Raw genomic sequence first — 21036 nt, 5'->3', positions numbered from 1 at the left:
CGTCCTGACAACGGCCGGGCCATGCCCGGCCGTTGTGCATTCCAGGCTGTCAAACGAATGTCACACAAAGGCGTCACGATTCGGTCGTGATGCCCTCGCACGCCTCCGATGCCGCCTTTCGACGCCACGCCGCCACCCGTGACGTGCTCGTCATCGTCGAGGACGCCATGCTGCGCGAGTTGATCGCTGCCCACCTGCGACATCAGGGCCATATCGTGCTGCCCGCCGGCAGCGCGGCCGACGCCTGCCGGCTGATCAACGAGGTGCAACCCGACCTGGTGTTGCTGGACGGTGACACCGCATCCGCCCGCGACGCGACCCTGGCGACCCTGCTGCAGGGCAGCGACGACGACAGGTCAATACCGCTGGTGCTGCTGCAGTCCGGCGCTGTCGAGGACGACAACCTCGCGCCGCGCCTGCGTGTTGCCAAACCCTACAGGCCCCAGGCGCTGGCCGACGCCGTGCATCGACTGTTGCAGGCCGGACAGGCCGCGATGCGCACGCCGCTGCCGACCGCTGGCCGCCTACGCGCCGGCACCCTGGAACTCGACTTCGAGATGCGTGCCGTGCAGCGCCTGGGCGCAACCCCGACGCGATGGGCCGACCTGGCCCCCACCGAGCTTCGTCTGCTGCAACACCTGTTGCAGCACCCCGACCGCACCCATTCCCGGGCCGAACTGGTCGACGCGGTCTGGGGTGTCGGGGCCGAGGTCGATACGCGCACCGTGGACCAGTACGTGCGCCGTTTGCGCGAGGCGCTGGCGACGGTGCAGGCGGAAGCGGCGCTGAAGACCGTGCGAGGCGTGGGTTACCGAATTGACCAGAGTGCCACCCATGCAGACGCATGACTGTCAAGGACACGGCATGGTCCTGTCACAAAACCTTCTTATTCCATCGGCAGCATTCGATGCTGTCGTTTGACGATCACCACACGATCCGCAGGAGCTTAACCATGAATTTCCGTCACACCCTGATCGCCACTGCCGTGGCCGCCGGCAGCCTGTTCGGCGCCAGCCACGCCCAGGCCCGCGACACCATCCAGATCGCCGGCTCGTCCACCGTGCTGCCGTTCGCCTCCATCGTGGCCGAGGAGTTCGGCAAGTCCTTCAGCCAGTTCAAGACCCCGGTGGTCGGCTCCGGCGGTTCGTCGGGCGGCCTGCGCCAGTTCTGCCAGGGTGTCGGTGCCAACACTATCGACATCGCCAACTCGTCGCGCAAGATCAAGTCCTCGGAGGTCGAGGCCTGCGCGAAGAACGGCGTGGCCAAGATCCTCGAGGTCAAGATCGGCTACGACGGCATCGTCTTCGCGTCGCGCAGCGACAGCGGCAAGTTCGCGCTCGAGCCCCGGCACGTCTTCCTGGCCGCGGCCAAGGAAGTGCCGCAGGGCGGCAAGATGGTGGCCAACCCGTACACCAAGTGGTCTCAGATCGACAGCAAGCTGCCCGACCAGGAAATCGTGCTCGTGATCCCGGGCAGCAACCACGGCACGCGCGAGGTCTACGAGGAGAAGACGGTGTTCGTCGGCTGCCACGGCTACGACGAGGTCAAGGCGATGGAAAAGGCCGACAAGAAGAAGGCCGAGAACTTCTGCAAGGCCATCCGCACCGACGGCCGCGTGATCGAGGTCGCCGGCGACTACACCGAGACCCTGGCCCGCCTGGACGCGCAGAAGACCGCCGTCGGCGTCTTCGGCCTGAGCTTCTACGACCAGAACAAGGACCGCCTGCAGGTGGCCACGATGAGCGGCGTGATGCCCAGCCTGGAGACCATCGAGTCGGGCAAGTACCCGGTGTCGCGCCCGCTGTTCTTCTACATCAAGGACGCGCACGTCGGCGTGATCCCGGGCCTGCTGGAGTACGCGCAGTACTTCCTGGCGCCGCAGGTGGGCGGCATGGGCAGCCCGCTGGAAAAGGCCGGCCTGATCCCGCTGAACGCCAAGGAGCGCGCCGAGATCGTGGCCAAGGTCAAGGCCCGCACCGGCCTGTGACGCGGGCCTGAGCCCGACACACCGGCGGGAGGGCTGATGCGGCCCCCCGCCGGCGAATGCCTCCAAGAACAACGACTACGAACGCCACCCATGAACACCTTGATGGTCGCCGTCGTGCTGCTGGTGCTGGTGGCGCTGGCCTACCAGGTCGGCCTCGTGCGCAGCCGCCGCGTGGCCGGCGCGGTGCCGGCCGAGCGCATGCATTCGCGGCCCGGCTACCACGGTCTGCTTGCGGTGCTGCGCGCTGCGGTGCCGGCCGCAGCCGTCTACGTGGTCTGGCGCGTCGTCGGCGGCCCGCTGATCGACAACATGGTGCTCGGTGGCATCCCGGTCGAGCATCTGCCGGCGGACGACTTCCAGCGTCAGGCGCTGCTGCAGCGCATCGGCAACCTGGCCTCGGGCTTCGGGCTGATGGGCGAGGCCCAGGGCTTCGAGCAGGCGGCGGCCGAGACCATGAATCGGCTTCGGGGCACCGGCCACGCCATCGTGGCGGCGGCCATGGCCACGGCCGCCGCGGCGGGCCTGGCCTGGACCTGGCGCAGCACCACGCCGGCCACCCGCGCCCGCAACAAGGTCGAGCGCGCGGTTCAGGTGGCGCTGATCCTGTGCTCTACCGTGGCCATCCTCACCACCGTGGGCATCGTGCTGTCGATGCTGGGCGAGGCGCTGAACTTCTTCCGCATCGTCAGCCCGACCGACTTCTTCTTCGGCACCACCTGGAACCCGCGTTTCCAGACCGTGGACGGCGCGGCGCAGACCGGCTTCGGCATGCTGCCGCTGATGGCCGGCACGCTGCTGATCGCCGGCATCGCCATGCTGGTGGCCGTGCCGCTGGGGTTGATGACGGCCATCTACCTGTCCGAGTACGCGGCCCACGCCACACGCGCCTGGGTCAAGCCGGTGATCGAGGTGCTGGCCGGCATCCCGACCATCGTCTACGGCTTCTTTGCGCTGGTCACCGTCGGCCCCTTCCTCAACGGCCTGGGCACGATGCTGGGGCTGGAGATCCGCGCCACTTCCGCGCTGACCGCGGGCGTGGTGATGGGGATCATGATCATCCCCTTCATTTCGTCGCTGTCCGACGACATCATCACCCAGGTGCCCAAGGCCATGCGAGACGGCTCGCTGGCGCTGGGCGGCACGCGCTCGGAGACGGTGGCCAAGGTGGTGCTGCCGGCGGCGCTGCCGGGCATCGTCGGCGCCATCCTGCTGGCCGTCAGCCGCGCCATCGGTGAGACCATGATCGTCGTGCTGGCCGCCGGCAACGCGCCGGTGCTCACGGCCAACCCCTTCGAGGCGGTGTCCACCGTCACCGTCTCCATCGTCAACCAGCTCACCGGCGATCAGGACTTCGCCAGCGCGCAGTCGCTGGTGGCCTTTGCACTGGGCCTCACGCTGTTCGTCATGACGCTGGTGCTCAACGTGGTGGCGCTGGTGGTCGTGCGCAAGTACCGGGAACAGTATGAGTGAGCTCGCCAAGTCAACGGCTGGCAAGGCCGGCTATGCGGCCGTGCAGCAGCGCGTGGAGTCGTCGCTGAAGGGCCGCAAGCGCAAGGAAACGCGCTTCCGCGCCATCGGCCTGTCTGCGGTGGCGGCGTCTCTGGCCCTGGTGGCGCTGCTGTTCACCACCATCCTGAGCAAGGGCGTGCCGGCGTTCTGGCAGGCCACGTTCGTGCTCGACGTTGCGTTCTCGCCCGAGCTCGTCTCCATCGGCCCCAAGCCCGTGGCCGAACCTGCAGAAACGCCTGCGGCTTACCAGCAGCGCCTGCAGGCGTGGCAGACCGAGCTCGGCTTCATCGACTTCAACCAGCTGATCCTGGGCGCGCTGGCCAAGGTCCTGCCGGAGACCGCGGAGCATCCACGTGACGCGCTGCGCCTGGTCACCAGCGGCGAGCGCTTCGCGCTGCGCGACATGGTCGAGGCCGACCCGTCCATCGTGGGCAAGACGCTGAAGCTGAACCTGCTGGCCGACGCCAATGTCGACGTCTGGCTCAAGGGCAACATCGACCGCAGCCTCCCCGACGCACAGCAGCAGCTGCCGGCGCGCACGCGTGCCTGGGCCGACCAGCTCTACGCCAGCGGCGTGATCCAGAACAAGTTCAGCACTGCGATCTTCATGAACGTCGATTCACGCAGCTCGCTGGCCTCGGCCGGCCTGGCCGGCGCGTTCATGGGCTCACTGATGATGATGGTGCTGGTGATCCTGCTGGCGGTGCCCATCGGCGTGGCCTCGGCGATCTACCTCGAGGAATTCGCGCCGCAGAACAAGTTGACCGACCTGATCGAGGTCAACATCAACAACCTGGCAGCGGTGCCGTCCATCGTCTTCGGTCTGCTGGGCGCGGCGGTGTTCATCCTGTGGTTCAAGCTGCCGCTGTCGGCACCCATCGTCGGTGGCCTGGTGCTCACGCTGATGACGCTGCCGACGGTGATCATCGCCACCCGGGCCACGCTCAAGGCCATCCCGCCGTCGATCCGCGAGGCGGCGCTGGGTATCGGCGCCTCCAAGGTGCAGGCCATTACCGACCACGTGTTGCCGCTGGCGCTGCCGGGCATCCTGACGGCCACCATCCTGGGCGTGGCGCAGGCCCTGGGCGAGACCGCGCCGCTGCTGCTGATCGGCATGAGCGCCTTCGTGGCCAGCGTGCCGGCCACGCCGTTCGACCAGTCGACGGCGCTGCCGGTGCAGATCTACCTGTGGCAGGGCAACGAGCTGCGCAACTTCTTCGAGGGCCGCACCTCGGCGGCCATCATCGTGCTGCTGGCGCTGATGCTGACGCTCAATTCGCTGGCCATCTGGCTGCGCAAACGTTTCGAGGTGAGGTGGTGATGAATTCCGTCGGGTCCACAGCAGGAGCAGTCACGATGCAGGCGATGGTGCCTACTGCACGCAGCGAGTCGGCCACGGCTGCCGGGAGCGTCAAGCTCAAGGCCGAGGACGTGCGCGTCTTCTACGGCGAGAAGGAGGCGCTGCACGGCGTCTCTATGGACATCGTCAGCAACGAGGTCATCGCCTTCATCGGCCCCTCGGGCTGCGGCAAGTCGACCTTCCTGCGCTGCTTCAACCGCATGAACGACACGGTGGCCAGTGCGCGCGTGACCGGCCGCATCACACTGGACGGCCGCGACATCCACGACCCGAATCTGGACGTGGTGCTGTTGCGCGCCCAGGTGGGCATGGTGTTCCAGAAACCCAATCCGTTCCCCAAGTCCATCTTCGAGAACGTGGCCTACGGCCCGCGCCTGCACGGCCTGGCCAGCAACCGCAGCGACATGGAGCAGATCGTCGAGTCCAGCCTGCGCAAGGCGGGCCTGTGGGACGAGGTCAAGGACCGGCTCGACGCGCCGGGCACCGGACTGTCTGGCGGCCAGCAGCAGCGGCTGTGCATCGCGCGAGCCATCGCGGTGAGTCCCGATGTGATCCTGATGGACGAACCCTGCTCGGCACTGGACCCCATCGCCACCGGGATCATCGAGGACCTGATCACCGAGCTCAAGCGCAACTACACCATCGTCATCGTCACCCACAACATGCAGCAGGCCGGCCGCGTGGCCGATCGCACCGCCTTCTTCCACCTCGGCAACCTCGTCGAGATCGGCGCCACGTCGCAGATCTTCATGAACCCGCGTGAACGGCGCACCGAGGACTACGTGACCGGCCGCTACGGCTGATCATCCAGGACACCCCGCCATGAGCGACAAGCACATCTCCAGCCAGTTCGACGCCGAGCTGCGCAACGTCTCCACCCGCGTGCTGGAAATGGGCGGCCTGGCCGAAGCCCAGGTGGCCCAGGCCATGTACGCGCTGACGAACTTCAGCAGCGAGACCGCCAGTCAGGTGCTTCGTCAGGAAGAGAAGCTCAACCAGATGGAGGTCGACATCGACGGCGACCTGCAGCGCATCATCGCGATGCGCCAGCCCGCCGCCATCGACCTGCGGCTGCTGATCGCCATCTCCAAGGCCATCGCCAACCTCGAGCGCGTGGGCGACGAGGCGGCGCGCATCGCGCGCACCGTGCAACGCCTGGTGGGCGCCGGCGTCTCGTCGCGACTGCGCGTGCCGGTGGGCGACCTCGGCTACGAGGCCGAGCTGGCCTCGGCGGCGCTGCGCAAGTCGCTCGACGCCTTCGCGCGGCTGGACGCCGAGCAGGCGCTGTCGGTGCTGGAGCAGGACAACCAGATCGACCAGGAGTTCGACGGCCTGATGCGCAAGCTGGTGACCTACATGATGGAAGACCCGCGCACGATCTCCGCGGCGATCGACCTCGTCTTCGTCGCCAAGGCCATCGAGCGCGTGGGCGACCATGCCAAGAACCTGGCCGAGGCCACCATCTACATCGTCAAGGGCGCCGACGTCCGCCACGCCACCGTGGCGCAGGTCGAGAACGTCGTCCGCTGACCACCACCACAGGAGTTCCGATGAGCCGAGTCCTCGTCGTCGAAGACGAACCCGCAATCGCCGAGCTGGTGGCGCTGCACCTGCGTCACGCCGGCTTCGAGGTGCTATTGGCTGCCGATGGCGACGCCGCGGCCAGCGCCGTGGACCGTGTCCTGCCGGACCTGGTGCTGCTCGACTGGATGCTGCCTGCCACCAGCGGCCTGGCGCTGCTCAAGCGCTGGCGCTCGCAGGCGCGTACGCGCGAGCTGCCGGTGATCATGCTCACCGCCCGCGGCGAGGAGGCCGACCGCGTGGCCGGCCTGGACGGTGGCGCCGACGACTACCTGGCCAAGCCCTTCTCCCCCAGCGAGCTGATGGCACGCATCCGTGCCGTGCTGCGCCGCCGTGCGCCCGAGGCTCTGGATGCGGCGGTGGACATCGGCGGCCTGCGCCTGGACCCGGCCACGCGCCGCGTCACCGGTCTGGTGGACGGCCAGCGCTGCGAGCTGAAGATCGGCCCCACCGAATTCCGCCTGCTGCACTTCCTGATGACGCACCCTGAGCGCGTGCACAGCCGCGCGCAGATGCTCGACCGCGTCTGGGGCGACCACGTCTTCATCGAGGAGCGCACGGTGGACGTGCACATCAAGCGCCTGCGCGAGGCGCTGCAGCCGGCCGGCTGCGCGGCGCTGATCGAGACCGTGCGCGGCGCCGGCTACCGGCTGACGCGGCCGGTGGAGCAGCCGGTGGCATGAGCGCGCCGGGCCGCTCCCAAGCGCTCATCCCGGAGCGCGAAGCGCGGAGGGTCGTCCAGTGAGCGCGCCGGGCCGCTCCCAAGCGCTCATCCCGGAGCGCGAAGCGCGGAGGGTCGTCCAGTGAGCGCGCCGGGCCGCCCCAAGGGCGAATGCCGGAGCCCTTCGAGGGCGAAGGCTGTCCAGTGAACCCCGTCTGGCCACGCGCCGGTGCGCTGGCGCTGGCGATGGCGGCCGGTGCCGCGTTGGGCGGGCTGGCCGGTGTCCTGCTCGGCCTGGCCGCTGCCGGCGCCGCGCTGGGCGTCGCCGTCGCCGCCCTGACCTGGTGTGTGGCCGACGCCCAGGCGCTGGGCCGCGTCACCGCCTGGACCCGTGACCCCGAGGGGCCGCCGCCGGTGGCCCTGGCCGGCCCGTGGGACGAGCTGGCGGCACGCGTGGACCGTGCCCTGCGGCGCGCGCGTGACGAGACCCAGGCCGAGGCGCGGCGGCGGCTGCAGTTCGTCACCGCCATCGACGCCTCGCCCAACGGCGTGCTGCTGCTCGGGGGCGACGGCGAGATCCGCTGGTTCAACGCCATGGCCGCGGCCCACCTGGGGCTCGATCCGGCGCGCGACAGCGGTCAGCGCCTGACCCACCTGGTGCGCGTGCCCGCGGTGGTGGCCTACCTCAAGCAACCCGACCCGCGGCCCGCGGCCGTCGTGCCGGCGCCGGACGGCCGCACCCAGCTGCAGGTGCAGGCCCGGCCCACCGGCGACGGCCAGACCCTGCTGATCACGCAGGACGTGACCGAGCGCGAACGGGCCGACGCCATGCGGCGCGACTTCGTCGCCAACGTCTCGCACGAGATGCGCAGCCCGCTGACCGTGCTCGGGGGCTTCGTGGAGACGCTGCAGACGCTGCCGCTGGTGGCCCGCGAGCGCGACCACGTGCTCCGGCTGATGCAGCAGCAGACGGCGCGCATGCAGTCGCTGGTGACCGACCTGCTGACGCTGGCGCAGATCGAGGGTGCGCCGCGCCCGGCGCTGGACCGCTGGCTGCCGGTGGGGCCGTGGCTGCAGCAGATGGCCAGCGACGCCCAGGCCCTGGACCAGGGCCGCCATCGGCTCGAGGTCGCCGAAGGCGACGGCGCCGAGATCGGCGGCAACGCCACCGAACTGCACAGCGCCGGCTGGAACCTGGTCAGCAACGCGCTGCGCCACACGCCCGAGGGCTGCACCGTGCGCGTGCGCTGGCGCGTTCGAGACGATGGCCGCGGCGAGCTCAGCGTGGCCGACGACGGCCCGGGCATCGCGCGTGAACACCTGCCGCGCCTGACCGAGCGCTTCTACCGCGTGGACCCCAGCCGCTCGCGCGAGACCGGCGGCACCGGCCTGGGTCTGGCCATCGTCAAGCACGTGGTGCAGCGCCACGGCGGCGAGCTGGAGGTGGACAGCGAGCCCGGCCGCGGCACCTGTTTCCGCATCCTGCTGCCCGCGCACCGCGTGCGCGTGTCGGTGGCCGAGGCGGTGCCGGCGGCCTGATCAGGCGCCGTCGGCCGCGCCGGCGTCGAGCGCCGCCCAGCGTTCGGGGGTGCCCACGTCGGTCCAGGCACCAGCCCAGCGCTCGCCACCAGCGCGCCTGGCGGCGATGGCGTTGTCCAGCACGGGGCGCAGCGGCAGGCGCGTGCCCGGAACGATGCTGGCGAAGAGGGACCGCCGGAACAGGCCCACGCTGGCCCATGTCAGGCGCGGGCCGTCGCCGCCCGTCACCAGCCGGCCGTCGGCCGCGAGGCCGAAGTCACCGCCCGGGTGGTGCGGCGCGTTGGGCACCATCCACAGGTGGCAGTCGCGGTCGTCCGGCAGCCGGCCGGTGAAGGGGAAGCCGGGCAGGAACACGTCGCCGGAGACGACCCAGAACACCTCGTCGAGTAGCGGCAGCGCCTTGGCGATGCCGCCCGCGGTTTCCAGCGCACCGCCGTGGTCGCGCCCCTCCATCGAGTAGTGCAGGCGCAGGCCCCAGCGCGCGCCGTCGCCCAGCGCAGCGGGAAACTGCTCCTCCAGCCAGGCGGTGTTGATCACCACCTCGTGCACGCCGGCCGCCGCCAGGGCCTGCAGGTGCCAGGCGATCAACGGCCGGCCGCGCACCGCCAGCAGCGGCTTGGGGCAGTGGTCGGTGTGGGGCCGCAGCCGCTCGCCACGCCCGGCCGCGAGGATCAGCGCGCCGGCCGTCACGCGGCGGCGCGGTTGCGGGCCGCCGAGGTGGTCCGTCCAGGCTCAGCACGCGCCTGCAGGTCGTCCGGCGACTCGGGTGCCGGAAGTTCGTCGCTGGCGGCGGCGCCAACTTGCACCGTCCAGCCCGCGGCGACCTGCCGGCAGCCCTCGCTGCAGCGCTGCACCAGGGCCGCGAGCGCGGCCGTGCCGGTGTGCGGCAACAGCAGTGCAAAGCCGCGGGGTGCCGTCCTGGCCAGCAGGTCGCCCGGGCGACGTGCACAGCCCGCCAGGTGCCGTGCCAGCGCCTGCATCGGTGCATTGCCGTCGCCCGCGTCCGGGGGTGCTTCGATGTGCACACGCAGCAGGGCCAGCGGCGTGCCATGCCGGCGGGACCGGGCCCATTCGCGCGTCAGCGCCTGCTCGAGCGCCGCCGCGCTGGCGGCCCCGGTGTCGGGGTCCTGCCCCAGCAGCTCGGACAGTCGCGCATTGGCATGGTCGAGCTGCCGGTTCAGCGCGGCCAGCGTCTGTTCGCGTCGCACGAGCGCGGTCACGTCGGCACGCACACCCGCGACGCCACCGCTGCGCGTGCGGCGCTCGTCGATACGCAGCCAGCGGTTGCCCGGCAGCTCCTGGAGCACAGGCGGGCCGGGTTCCCGGTGCGCCTGAACACGCTCGGCCAGCCAGGCGTCCTCGCGGCCAGCGGCCTGCGGGTACTGGCCGTGCGCCAGGCCGTAGCGCAGCACGTCGATGAAGGCCACGCCGGGGCGGATCGCCGGGGCGGATTCGCGGTAGATCGTCCGGTAGCGCTCGTTGCAGAGCACCAAGCGGTCGTCGGCGTCGAACAGCGCAAAGCCGTCGGGCAGCGCCTCGATGGCCTCTTGCAGCTGCTGGCGCATGGCCTCGGTGGTCTCGCGATGGCGGATCTCTTCCGTCACGTCGATGCGGACGTTGATGATCCCGCCGTCGGCCGTGTGGCGTTCGTACAGGCGGAACCAGCGCCCGGTCACGTCGATCAGGTTGTCGTTGTCGCCGGCCCGGCGTTGCGCCAGGCGACGGCTGATCCAGGTGTCCAGGTCACCCGGCAGGTTGGGCAGCCCGCCGGCGGCGTGGTTGGCGCGCACCAGTTGCTCGAACGTCGGCTGCTGGGCGAACAGCTCACGGATCAGCGGGAACAGGTCCCTTGAGTGCCCGTTGGCCAGCACCAGACGGTCGTCGGCGTCGAACCACTCGATGCCCGCGGGCAGGACCTCGATGGCCTCGAGCAGGCGCGCGCGCGAGCGATCCGCTTCGGCCCGCGCCTGCTCCAGGTCCTGGCCCTGGGCCACCAAGGCCGTGACGTCGATGCTGTAGGACACCATGCCGCCATCGGCGAGGTAGCGTTCGGTGATGCGACGCCAGCGTCCGTCGGCCATCTGGCACAGCAGCGGCTCCCCGGGTTGACGGTGCTGTGCCAGGCGCTCGGCCACCCAGGCGTCCTCGCGCCCCTGAGCGGCTGGCACCGCGCCCTGGCGTACCGCCGAGCGGAGGATGTCCTCGAAGCGCATGCCCACCCGCATGTCGCGGGCCACTTCCGGGTAGAGCCGCAGATAGTCGGCGTTCCACTGCACGACCCGGTCCTCGGCATCGAACACCAGCAGGCCGATGTCCAGCGTGTCGAAGACCTCCTGCGCCTGCCTGCGCTCGACGTTGACGCTGTCCTGCAACCGCCGCCATTGCCCATGCCAGTACAGCGCCACCAGCAGCGGCAGACCGCCAACTGCAAGCACAGCCAGCAGGTACGGCCAGGCATTGTTCATGCGCGGATTATGCAGAGCATGCACGGCGCGGCTTTCGTCGGTGGACCGCACCGGGGCTCAACGCGGGGACGTGCCGGGCGGGATGAATCGGCGGCCTGATCCCGTGCGCGGCGCGAGTCGTCGTTCGCCAGGCGAGAGACAGTCCGCAGGGACTGTCTCTCGTCCGGGCTTGTCCCAGCCTGCCCGCGCGAGACGCGGGCAGTCGTTCGTCAGGACACAAGACCGTCCTAAGCACGGTCTTGTGTCCTGACTCACCCCAATCCGATCGGGGCGGGGGCGGCCATCGCGATGCGGTGGAACAGGGCGCGGTACTCGTCGCCCGGCTCGTGGCCGGTCAGCGGGTCGCGGTTGGCCTCGAAGGCAGCGTCCAAGGCCAGCCAGTCGTCGGCGTCGAAGACCTCGCGGGCCGCGGGCAGCACCTGGCTCTCCTCGATGGCCATGTGCTCAAGGTAGAAGCCGATGTAGCGCTGCACCGCGGCCTCGAAGGCCTCGCGGCGCGACGGGCCCATCACCTCGAAGGCCAGCAGTGCATGCTCGAGCTCGCGGATCGCGGCCTCGCCCCGTTCATGGTCGCGGTCGAGCTGGTCGAGCACCGGGGCCATCGCCGGGGCGCGCTCGCGCAGCAGCGGGAACAGCAGTTCGCTCTCCTTCGTGTGGTGCAGCCGCTCGGGGAACTCGTCGATGTAGAACATCATCGCGCGCAGCACGTCGAAGTCGGGCAGGGCACCGTGGCGCCGGGCGTGCGCGAGCAGCATGGACAGCGAACGCAGCATGGCCGCCAGCGCCTGGTGTTCGTCGCGGATGATCTCGAGGGTGCGGATGCTCATGGGGGTCTCCTGTGCAGCCCGCAGGTTCGCAAGCCAGGGGCGCGGTCGTCTTGCGCCACGTCAAGCCGCAGGGCCTTGGTGGGCTGGCGGCCTCGTAGAATCGCGGGCTTTCCCCAAGTTCGACCCCGAGGCCCGCATGCCGCTTTCGCCCGACCGCGACCCCCGTCTGATGGCCAACGCCATCCGCGCCCTGGCGATGGACGCCGTGCAGCAGGCCAACTCCGGCCACCCCGGCGCGCCGATGGGCATGGCCGAGATTGCCGTGGCCTTGTGGGCCGGCCACCTGAAGCACGACCCCGCCGCCCCGCACTGGGCCGACCGCGATCGCTTCGTGCTCAGCAACGGCCATGGCTCGATGCTGATCTACGCGCTGCTGCACCTCACCGGCTACGACCTGCCGATGAGCGAACTGCGCAGTTTCCGCAAGCTGCACAGCCGGACGCCGGGCCACCCGGAGGTGGACGTCACCCCCGGTGTGGAAACCACCACCGGCCCGCTGGGCCAGGGCATCACCAACGCCGTGGGCATGGCGCTGGCAGAGAAGCTGCTGGCCAAGGAATTCAACCGCGACGGCCACACCGTGGTGGACCACCGCACCTGGGCCTTCCTGGGCGACGGCTGCCTGATGGAGGGCATCAGCCACGAGGCCTGTGCGCTGGCGGGCGCCTGGAAGCTCGACAAGCTCACCGCCATCTACGACGACAACGGCATCAGCATCGACGGTCAGGTCGCGCCCTGGTACGTGGACGACGTGCCGGGCCGCTTCCGCGCCTACGGCTGGCATGTCGTCGGCCCGGTGGACGGGCATGACGCCGCCGCCGTGGACGCGGCGCTGGCGGCCGCGAAGGCGCACCGCGGCCAGCCCACGCTGGTGATCTGCAAGACCACCATCGGCAAGGGCTCGCCCAACCGCGCCGGCAGTGCCAAGGCGCACGGCGAGGCGCTGGGCGCCGAGGAGATCAAGCTCACCCGCGAGGCCATCGGCTGGGCGCACGCACCGTTCGAGATGCCGGCCGAGGTCTACGCGATGTGGGATGCCAAGGCCACCGGCGCCACCGCCTCCGCGGCCTGGCAAGCCGGTTTCGACGCCTACCGCGCGGCGCACCCGGACCTGGCCGCCGAGTTCGAGCGCCGCATGGCCGGCCGGCTGCCGGCGAACTTCGCGCAGGTGGCGGTGGATGCGGCCATCGCCGCGCACACCGCTGCGGCCACCGTGGCCACGCGCAAGGCCAGCCAGATTGCGCTGGAGGCCTTCACCGCGGCGTTGCCGGAACTGCTGGGCGGCTCGGCCGACCTCACCGGCTCCAACCTGACCAACACGTCGCACACGCCGGCCCTGCGCGTGGACGCCGACGGCACGCCCAACGGCGGCCGGCACATCAACTACGGCGTGCGCGAGTTCGGCATGGCTGCCATCATGAACGGCGTGGCGCTGCACGGCGGCTACATCCCCTACGGCGGCACCTTCCTCACCTTCAGCGACTACAGCCGCAACGCCATCCGGATGGCCGCGCTGATGAAGCGGCGCGTGGTGCACGTGTTCACGCACGACAGCATCGGCCTGGGCGAGGACGGCCCCACGCACCAGAGCGTGGAACACGCCGCGAGCCTGCGCCTGATCCCGAACCTGGACGTCTGGCGCCCGGCTGACACCGCGGAGACCGCCGTGGCCTGGACGCGCGCCCTGCTCAACGAGGACCGACCCACCGCGCTGCTGCTGAGCCGGCAGAACCTGCCCTACCTGCCCAAGGCCGGGCTGGACGAGATCGCCAAGGGCGCCTATGTGGTAGCCGAGCCGGCCGAGGTGGGGTTGAAGAAGAAGGCCCAGGCGGTGATCGTCGCCACCGGGTCCGAGGTGCATGTGGCGCTGCACGCACAGGCACAACTCGCGAAGAATGGCATCGCCGTGCGCGTGGTCAGCATGCCCAGCACCACCACCTTTGACCGCCAGGCCACGGCCTACAAGACTGCCGTGCTGCCCGCGAAGCTGCCGCGCGTGGCGGTGGAGGCCGGCGTCACCGACGGCTGGTGGAAGTACGGCTGCGCCGCCGTCGTCGGCATCGACCGCTATGGCGAGAGCGCCCCGGGCAACGTGCTCTTCGAGCACTTCCACTTCACCGCGCAGAACGTGGCCGACACGGTGCGCAAGGTGCTGAAGGGCTGATCGGCATGGCGCGCTGGCATCGGCTCGCGGCGGCGGTGCTGGCGTGGGGATGTGCCGGCACGCTGGCGCAGACCGTCTCGCTCCCGCCTTCGGAGGCGCTGGCCTGCATGACGCCACCGGAGGCGGAGCGCGGTACTCCGGCCTACCCGCAGGCCCTCGTCGATGCACGGATCGGCGACACGATCAAGGTCGAACTGGTCTTCACCGGCCCGCAGGCGTCGCCCGAGGTCCGGTTGCTGGAGGACCGCGTGCACGACCGTGTGCTGACCGAGTCGGTGCGCCAGCATGTCTCGGCTTGGCGGGTGCCCTGCATGCGCGCCGGCGGCGAGCCCGTGCGCATTGCCCAGACCTACGTCTTCCGGCCGGACGACGGGCGCAACGTGGTGGCCCTGCCGCCCCGTGATGCCGGCGAGGCGGCGCGTGAGCGTCAGCGCCAGTGCCTGACCCGCATCACGCCCGACAGCCTGCCCGACTACCCGACGCGTGCCCGCAGTGCCGAAGAGCAGGGCAGCTTTCTCGTTCGGCTGCGCTTTGCCACGGCGGTCGACGCGCCGGACATGCAGATCGTCGCAGGGCCGAGGTCCAGCGCCTTGCGCCGGGCGCTGGCGGATTTCGTGCCGGGCTATCGCCTGCCGTGTCACGCGGGTGAGGGGCCGGTCAGCCTGGACTTCCTGTTCGTCTTCCGGCTGCAGGACACGCGTCGCGTGGTGCTGGAGGACATGACACTGACCCGTTTCCTGGGCGCAGCGCGCGAGGTGCCGCCCGCGCGCTTCGACACCGGCGCCATGGGGTGCCCGTTCGACCTGCGCGTCCAGCACTTCCAGCCCTTCAAGCCGCACGTCGTCGGTCAGCTCGGCGAGGCGCGCCCCGAGCGCCTGGACCTGATCGAATGGCTGTCGCGCATCGAGCTCAAGGTCGAGCGGCCGACTGCGCTCGCCCTGCTCGGCGAGGAGTTCACCCTCAGCGTGCCCTGCGGCACGCTGAATTTCTGATCCACCGTCCCACCCTGAGGAGATCCACATGAGCATCAAGATCGGCATCAACGGCTTCGGCCGCATCGGGCGCATGGTGTTCCGCGCCGCCGTGGCCAACCATTCCGACATCGAAGTCGTCGGCATCAACGATCTGCTGGAGCCCGACTACCTGGCCTACATGCTGAAGTACGACAGCGTGCACGGCCGCTTCAAGGGCGAGGTCAGCGTCGACGGCAGCACCCTGGTCGTCAACGGCAAGAAGATCCGCCTGACCGCCGAGCGCGACCCGGCGGCGCTGAAGTGGGGCGACGTGGGCGCCGACATCGTCGTCGAATCCACCGGCCTGTTCCTGACCAAGGAGACCTGCCAGAAGCACCTCGACGCCGGCGCGAAGAAGGTGATCCAGAGCGCACCCAGCAAGGACGACACGCCGATGTTCGTCTACGGCGTCAACCACCAGACCTACGCCGGCCAGGCCATCATCAGCAACGCCAGCTGCACCACCAACTGCCTGGCCCCGGTGGCCAAGGTGCTCAACGACAGCTTCGGTATCAAGCGCGGCCTGATGACCACGGTGCACGCCGCCACCGCCACGCAGAAGACCGTGGACGGCCCGAGCAACAAGGACTGGCGCGGCGGCCGCGGCATCCTGGAGAACATCATTCCCAGCAGCACCGGCGCGGCCAAGGCGGTGGGCGTGGTGATCCCCGAGCTGAACAAGAAGCTCACCGGCATGAGCTTCCGCGTGCCGACGTCCGACGTGTCCGTGGTCGACCTGACCGCCGAGCTGGTCAAGGAAGCCAGCTGGGAGGACATCTGCAACGCGATGAAGGCCGCCGCCGCCGGCCCGATGAAGGGCGTGCTGGCCTACACCGAGGACAAGGTCGTGGCCACCGACTTCCGCGGCGAGCCCTGCACCAGCGTGTTCGATGCCGACGCCGGCATCGCGCTGGACAAGACCTTCGTCAAGGTCGTGGCCTGGTACGACAACGAGTGGGGCTACTCCAACAAGGTGCTGGAGATGGTGCGCGTGATGGCGAAGTGATCGCCGCCTGATCGCGTCATCGGCATGAAGTACAACGGGGCCCGCGGGCCCCGTTGTTCATGGTGCAGGCCGCAGGGTCAGAAGCCGCTCACGTCCAGCCGACCGCCGGTCACGGTCTTGCCGGCCAGCGACGGCGTGGGGATCGTCGCGGCCAGGATCGCCGCCTTGATCTGCGCGCCGGTGGCGTTCGGGTTCAGCGACTTGTACAGTGCCACTGCGCCGGCCACGTGCGGCGACGCCATAGACGTGCCGGAGTACGAGCCGTACTTGGACTGGAACTTGAACCGCCCTGGCAGCGTGGACCAGATGCCGGTGCCCGGGGCGCCCAGGTCCACCCGCGTGGCGCCGTAGTTCGAGCTGCTCGACAGGGCACCGGTGGACGTGATGTTGGCCACCGAGATGATGTTGTCGCTGTCGTAGCCGGCGGGGTAGGAGTTCGAGACCTCCATGTTCGCGCTGCCGTTGCCGGCCGCGGCCACGAACAGGATATCGGCCGCGCCGGCGCGGTCGATCGCGTCCTTCAGGCCCTGCGAAAAGCCGCCGCCGCCCCAGCTGTTGTTGGTGGCCACCAGGTTCAGGCCGTGGCGGGTCTTCAGGTCGGTCATGTAGTCCACGGCCAGGATCGCGTCGGCCGTGCTGCCGCTGCCCTCCAGGAACTTGGCGTTGACCAGCTTGACGTTCCAGCACACGCCGGCCACGCCCTTCGCGTTGCCGCCGCTGGCGCCCACCGTGCCGGCGACGTGGGTGCCGTGGTCGTCGGTGCGGCCGTCGAAGACGCTGGCGTCGTTGTTGAAGAAGTCCCAGCCGTTGACGTCGTCGATGTAGCCGTTGCCGTCGTCGTCGATGCCGTTGCCGGCGATCTCGCCCGGCACCGCCAGGATGTTGGCGCGCAGGTCCTGGTGGCGCACGTGCATGCCTTCGTCGATGATGCCGACGACGACGTCGCTGCTGCAGGTCTTGCCGGCTTCCCAGGCCGCGGCGGCACCGCTGCCGTAGGGGTTGGCCGGTGTGGTGCCCGCGCCCTGCATGCCCCAGAGCTGGCCGCTGGTGTAGTACGGGTCGTCGGAGACATCCTGGGTGGTGTAGAGCCAGTTCGGCTCGGCGAAGTCCACCGCGGGGTCGGCCTGCAGCGCCCGCATGGCCGCCGCGATGTCGATCGTGCGGCTGAACCGCACCCGCACGAGGTCACCGCGGCCGTCACGGCGCTGGGCGCCGGCGCGCAGCGTCTGCACCACGTCGGCGGCGTAGATGCCGGTCAACGGGCGGGTGCGCGACGCCGGGGTCACGCCGGCGCGGTACTGCACCAGCAGTTCGCCCGGCACGTGGGCGGCACCGGCGGCCAGAGACTGGGCCACAAGGTCGGGCCGGCCCTGGGCCTGGGCGGACCCGATCAGGGCAGCGGCCGCTGCAGCCAGCAGGGTCAACGAGGTACGAAGGTTCACGGGGACACTCCAGTAAGAAATGACGGCGCGCGGATGATGAAGGCGGCATCGTGACGCGACCACCCCTAAACCGGTGCCCCCGGGGCGGGCTCGCGACCTGCGTGTCGGGGCGTGCCGACGCTCGACTGGCCGACGAACGCAGGTCACCTCCGGTTGCCACTCACGCCGGCGTCCCTCCTACACTTGGCCATGCGTTGCATCCGTCTGACCATCGCCTCGGCCCTGGCCGCGCCCCTGCTGTGCTGGGGCGCCACCGCCTCGGGAGCCGACACCGCCCGCGTGATCGTCGCCTTCAAGCCGGGTGCCGCCGCATTGCAGGGTTCCGCCCGGGCACTCGCGTCCGACACCGCGGCGCACACGGCCGAGCGCCTGCAGCGGCGCGCCGACGCGCTGGCCGCCGTGGCCGGCCGCCCGCTGCGTGCCGGCCGCCGCGTGGCCGAACGCTGGCAGGTGGTGCAGGCCGACGGCCTGGACAGCGCCGCGCTGGCCGTCCGCCTGGCCACGCACCCGGACGTCGCCTGGGCCGCGCCCGATCTTCGCCGCCGCGCGCTGGCGGCACCCAACGACCCGCTGTACCCGGCGGTGAGCGACGGTTCGCGCCCGCAGGGGCCGGACGCCGGCCAGTGGTACCTGCGCGCGCCGGACGCCAACGTGCGCTCGGCCGCCAACCTGGAGGCGGCCTGGGACCGCAGCACCGGCAACGGCGTGGTCATCGCCGTCATCGACACCGGTGTGCGACCGGAACACCCTGATCTTCAGGGGCGCCTGCTGCCGGGCATCGACACCATCGACGAAATCGCCACGGCCAACGACGGCGACGGTGCCGACACCGACGCCACCGACCCGGGCGACTGGGTCACGGCCGCGGAGAGCCGCAGCGGGCCGCTGGCCGGCTGCCCGGAGGGCATCAGTTCCTGGCACGGCACGCAGGTGTCCACCATCGCCGCCGCGCTGAGCAACGACGACAACGGCATGGCCGGCGCGGCGCCGGGCGCACGCATCGTGCCGGTGCGCGTGCTGGGCAAGTGCGGCGGCTACGACTCCGACATCATTGCCGGCATGCTCTGGGCGGCCGGCCTCGAGCGGGTGGCCGGCGTCGTCAACGCCAACCCGGCGCAGGTGCTGAACATGAGCCTGGGCGGGTCGGGAGCCTGCACCGCTGCCTACGTGGACGCGGTGCAGCGCATCAACGCCGCCGGCGCCGTGGTGGTCGCCGCCGCGGGCAACGACGTCGGCAAGGCCGTAGGCACGCCGGCAAACTGCCCGGGCGTGATCGGCATCGGCGGCCTGCGCCATGCCGGCAGCAAGGTGGGTTTCAGCGACCTGGGGCCCGAGATCGCGCTCAGCGCGCCCGGTGGCAATTGCGTCTTCGACAACAACCTGCAGCCCTGCACCTACCCCATCCTGGCCGGCACCAACACCGGCCTGCAGCGGCCCGTGGCCTCCACCTGGACCGACAGCGTCGACTACGGCGTGGGCACCAGCTTCGCGTCGCCCATCGTCGCCGGCGCCGCCGCGCTGGTGATGGCCCAGCGCCCGGCGCTGACGCCTGCCGAGGTGAAGCAGGTGCTGCAGACCACGGCGCGCCCGTTCCCGCAGGACGGCGCCACCAACGAGCCGCTGAGCAGCGACCCCGTGCCCGCCTGCGTGGCGCCGAGCACGGCCGAACAGCTGCAGTGCTACTGCCAGGTGGGCCTGTGCGGCACCGGGATGCTCGACGCCGCGGCCGCGGTGGCGGCCGCCGATGGTGCCTTCGCCCGCATCGCCGTGCGCACGGCCTCGCCCACCGCCGACGCGCTGCTCGAGCTCGACGGTGCCACCAGCCTGGTGGCCGTGGGGCGCACCGTGGCCGGCTACGCCTGGCGCATCGTCGATGGCGGCGGCATCGTCGCCGGCTTCAGCGGCGCGGCCAATGCGGCCCAGGCCAGCCTGCTGCCCACCGGCGCCGGCAGCGTCACCGTGGCACTCACCGTCACCGACGACCAGGGCGCCACGGCCGTGGCACAGACCACGGTGACGGTGGCGGCGGCGCCCGGCACGTCGACGCCGACGCCGCCGAGCACCGGTGGTTCGTCCGGCGGTGGTGCCGTGCAGCCGCTGTGGCTGCTGGCTCTGGCCGGTGCCGCCTGGGCGCTGCGGCGCGTCAACGGCAGGGGCTGAACACTGGCGCGCTGGCCGCCAGCGCTGCGGCGGCGCGCAGGGCCTCCTGCTCATCGCTGGCGAGGCCCGGTACGCGCAGCGTGGCGCCACCTTCCCCGTCCGGCCACGTCCAGCGCGCCGCGTCGATGCCGGCGCTGCGCAGCAGGCCTTCCGCGGCCGACCGGGCTGCGGCGTCAGGCAGCCCGGTGGCTTCCAGGCAGGCCGTCGCTCGCGGTGCCGCGGCCGGTGTGTTGCCGGGCGCCTTGGCCGGCAGCACGGTGATCGCCTCCGGCCGGATCTGCTGCTGCAGCCGCTGCGGCTCACGCTGGGCGTCGGGGTCGGGGAAGGGCAGCCAGGCCATCGGCAGCCAGCCGTGCGTCGCCGCCCACCAGAACGCGTTGGCGGCCAGCAGCAGCACCAACAGCGCTCTCAGCATGGCCGCACGCTGACTTCGCCGCTGCCCACGCCGTGCAGGCGGCCATCAGCCATGCGCAGCTGAAGCACGCCCTGGGCATCGACACCGGCACCGGTGCCTTCGAGCACCACCGCCCCCTGGGTGCGCAGCGGCCGGCCGGCCAGCAGGTCGCGGCGCGCGAACGCGGCGGCGAACGGGGCGAACCCACCGGCCTCGAACCGGCGCAGCGCCTGCACCAGCGGCGGCGCCACGCGGGCCAGCACCGCCGGTGGCGTGGCGGCCGGGTCGAGTTCGTCGACACAGCCCAGGCCGCTGGCCAGTTGCGCCGGCTCGGGTGCGGCCGGCACATGCACGTTCAGGCCCATGCCGATCACGACCATGCGCTGCGTCCCCACCGGCGTGGTCTCGATCAGGATGCCGCCGAGCTTGCGGCCACCACCCGGCGCGTCGTCGTCGCGCAGCCAGAGGTCGTTGGGCCACTTCAGCATCAGCGCCGGCGCGCCGTGGGCGGCCGGGTCATCGGCCGGGTCCAGCGCGTCGGCCAACGCGCAGCCCACGGCCAGCGACAGCCCGGACCAGCCATGGGCCGGCGCCAGCGGCAGCGCCAGCGAAAACGTCAGCGACGCCCCCGCCGCCGACTGCCAGCCCTTGCCCTGACGCCCGCGGCCCGCGGTCTGGTGTTCGGCCACCAGCAGGGCCGGCTGCAGGTCGGCCTGGCGGCGCCCCAGGCGCGGCGTGCCGTCGGCCGCGCCGGTGCTGTCGGGCTCGCCGCGTGCACGCGCCAGCAGCGTGGCGTTGGTGGACCCCACGCGGGCCAGCACCTCCACGTTCAGGCCTGGCAGCAGCGGATGCAGCCTCTGCCACAGGGCGTCGGCCTGCCAGTCCAGGTGCGGTGGCGGCGGTGGCGACTCCGTCATCGAGCGTGGCA

18 protein-coding genes are annotated in these 21036 nt (G+C 71.0%); 12 read left to right on the top strand and 6 right to left on the bottom strand.

From position 1 onward, the window contains the following. Positions 1-143: 143 nt before the first annotated feature. The 8 genes from ENE75_RS08500 (at position 144) to phoR (ending at position 8637) form a co-directional block, all read left to right on the top strand. A complete protein-coding gene (locus ENE75_RS08500; protein WP_158288887.1) occupies positions 144-848 on the top strand; it encodes a winged helix-turn-helix domain-containing protein in 705 nt (234 codons plus the stop codon). Positions 849-952: 104 nt separating this feature from the next. Continuing rightward, on the top strand, positions 953-1987 hold the full coding sequence (locus tag ENE75_RS08495; protein WP_128197820.1) for a substrate-binding domain-containing protein: 1035 nt from the start codon (positions 953-955) through the stop codon (positions 1985-1987). A 90-nt stretch (positions 1988-2077) separates the two neighbouring features. Further along, positions 2078-3457, top strand: coding sequence for a phosphate ABC transporter permease subunit PstC (gene pstC / locus ENE75_RS08490; protein WP_128197818.1), 1380 nt, complete (start codon positions 2078-2080; stop codon positions 3455-3457). Next, on the top strand, positions 3450-4817 hold the full coding sequence (pstA, locus tag ENE75_RS08485; protein WP_128197816.1) for a phosphate ABC transporter permease PstA: 1368 nt from the start codon (positions 3450-3452) through the stop codon (positions 4815-4817). The genes pstC and pstA overlap by 8 nt, the downstream gene beginning before the upstream one ends. Before the next feature lie 35 nt (positions 4818-4852). Further along, a complete protein-coding gene (gene pstB, locus ENE75_RS08480; RefSeq protein ID WP_128197813.1) occupies positions 4853-5659 on the top strand; it encodes a phosphate ABC transporter ATP-binding protein PstB in 807 nt (268 codons plus the stop codon). Between the two features lie 19 nt (positions 5660-5678). Beyond that, complete coding sequence (gene phoU / locus ENE75_RS08475; RefSeq protein WP_128197811.1) at positions 5679-6386, top strand: phosphate signaling complex protein PhoU; 708 nt, start codon at positions 5679-5681, stop codon at positions 6384-6386. A 20-nt stretch (positions 6387-6406) separates the two neighbouring features. After that, entirely contained in the window at positions 6407-7120 is a 714-nt protein-coding gene (phoB, locus tag ENE75_RS08470; protein ID WP_128197808.1) for a phosphate regulon transcriptional regulator PhoB, read from the top strand. 182 nt (positions 7121-7302) lie between these two features. Continuing rightward, positions 7303-8637 carry a phosphate regulon sensor histidine kinase PhoR gene (phoR, locus tag ENE75_RS08465; RefSeq protein ID WP_233258988.1) on the top strand — a complete coding sequence of 445 codons (1335 nt, stop codon included), beginning with the start codon at positions 7303-7305 and terminating at the stop codon, positions 8635-8637. On the opposite strand, the gene ENE75_RS08460 is transcribed toward phoR, so the two are convergent. The 3 genes from ENE75_RS08460 to ENE75_RS08450 all read right to left on the bottom strand — a co-directional run bounded on the left by ENE75_RS08460 (position 8638) and on the right by ENE75_RS08450 (position 11929). Further along, the gene (locus tag ENE75_RS08460; protein WP_128197806.1) at positions 8638-9327 is read right to left on the bottom strand and encodes a nucleotidyltransferase family protein; all 690 of its coding nucleotides are present in this window, start codon (positions 9325-9327) and stop codon (positions 8638-8640) included. After that, entirely contained in the window at positions 9324-11102 is a 1779-nt protein-coding gene (locus ENE75_RS08455; RefSeq protein ID WP_128197804.1) for a sensor domain-containing diguanylate cyclase, read from the bottom strand. The genes ENE75_RS08460 and ENE75_RS08455 overlap by 4 nt, the downstream gene beginning before the upstream one ends. 251 nt (positions 11103-11353) lie before the next feature. Continuing rightward, complete coding sequence (locus ENE75_RS08450; protein WP_128197802.1) at positions 11354-11929, bottom strand: hemerythrin domain-containing protein; 576 nt, start codon at positions 11927-11929, stop codon at positions 11354-11356. Positions 11930-12065: 136 nt separating this feature from the next. Here ENE75_RS08450 and tkt point away from each other — a divergent pair, with 136 nt between their 5' ends. From tkt to gap, 3 genes are read left to right on the top strand one after another with little or no spacing between them, the layout of a single operon-like run. Continuing rightward, on the top strand, positions 12066-14093 hold the full coding sequence (gene tkt, locus ENE75_RS08445) for a transketolase (protein ID WP_233258987.1): 2028 nt from the start codon (positions 12066-12068) through the stop codon (positions 14091-14093). A 5-nt stretch (positions 14094-14098) separates the two neighbouring features. Further along, a complete protein-coding gene (locus ENE75_RS08440; protein WP_128197800.1) occupies positions 14099-15085 on the top strand; it encodes a hypothetical protein in 987 nt (328 codons plus the stop codon). A gap of 28 nt (positions 15086-15113) precedes the next feature. Then, positions 15114-16112 carry a type I glyceraldehyde-3-phosphate dehydrogenase gene (gene gap / locus ENE75_RS08435; protein ID WP_128197797.1) on the top strand — a complete coding sequence of 333 codons (999 nt, stop codon included), beginning with the start codon at positions 15114-15116 and terminating at the stop codon, positions 16110-16112. Between the two features lie 77 nt (positions 16113-16189). Here gap and ENE75_RS08430 read toward each other — a convergent pair whose 3' ends face one another. Beyond that, complete coding sequence (locus ENE75_RS08430) at positions 16190-17554, bottom strand: S8 family peptidase (RefSeq protein ID WP_199232245.1); 1365 nt, start codon at positions 17552-17554, stop codon at positions 16190-16192. A gap of 189 nt (positions 17555-17743) precedes the next feature. Here ENE75_RS08430 and ENE75_RS08425 point away from each other — a divergent pair, with 189 nt between their 5' ends. After that, positions 17744-19714 carry a S8 family serine peptidase gene (locus ENE75_RS08425; RefSeq protein ID WP_128197795.1) on the top strand — a complete coding sequence of 657 codons (1971 nt, stop codon included), beginning with the start codon at positions 17744-17746 and terminating at the stop codon, positions 19712-19714. Here ENE75_RS08425 and ENE75_RS08420 read toward each other — a convergent pair. Both ENE75_RS08420 and ENE75_RS08415 read right to left on the bottom strand, forming a co-directional pair. Further along, positions 19698-20129 carry a hypothetical protein gene (locus ENE75_RS08420; protein ID WP_128197793.1) on the bottom strand — a complete coding sequence of 144 codons (432 nt, stop codon included), beginning with the start codon at positions 20127-20129 and terminating at the stop codon, positions 19698-19700. The two genes, ENE75_RS08425 and ENE75_RS08420, sit on opposite strands and share 17 nt — an antisense overlap. Next, positions 20123-21025, bottom strand: a complete 903-nt coding sequence (locus tag ENE75_RS08415; protein ID WP_128197790.1) for a biotin--[acetyl-CoA-carboxylase] ligase — start codon at positions 21023-21025, stop codon at positions 20123-20125. Before ENE75_RS08415 ends, ENE75_RS08420 begins: the two co-directional genes overlap by 7 nt. Between the last annotated feature and the right edge of the window lie 11 nt (positions 21026-21036).

Origin of the sequence: Rubrivivax albus (assembly GCF_004016515.1) — a bacterium.
Classification (GTDB): Bacteria; Pseudomonadota; Gammaproteobacteria; order Burkholderiales; family Burkholderiaceae_C; genus Rubrivivax; species Rubrivivax albus.
This window is presented reverse-complemented; position numbering and strand designations above follow the sequence as displayed.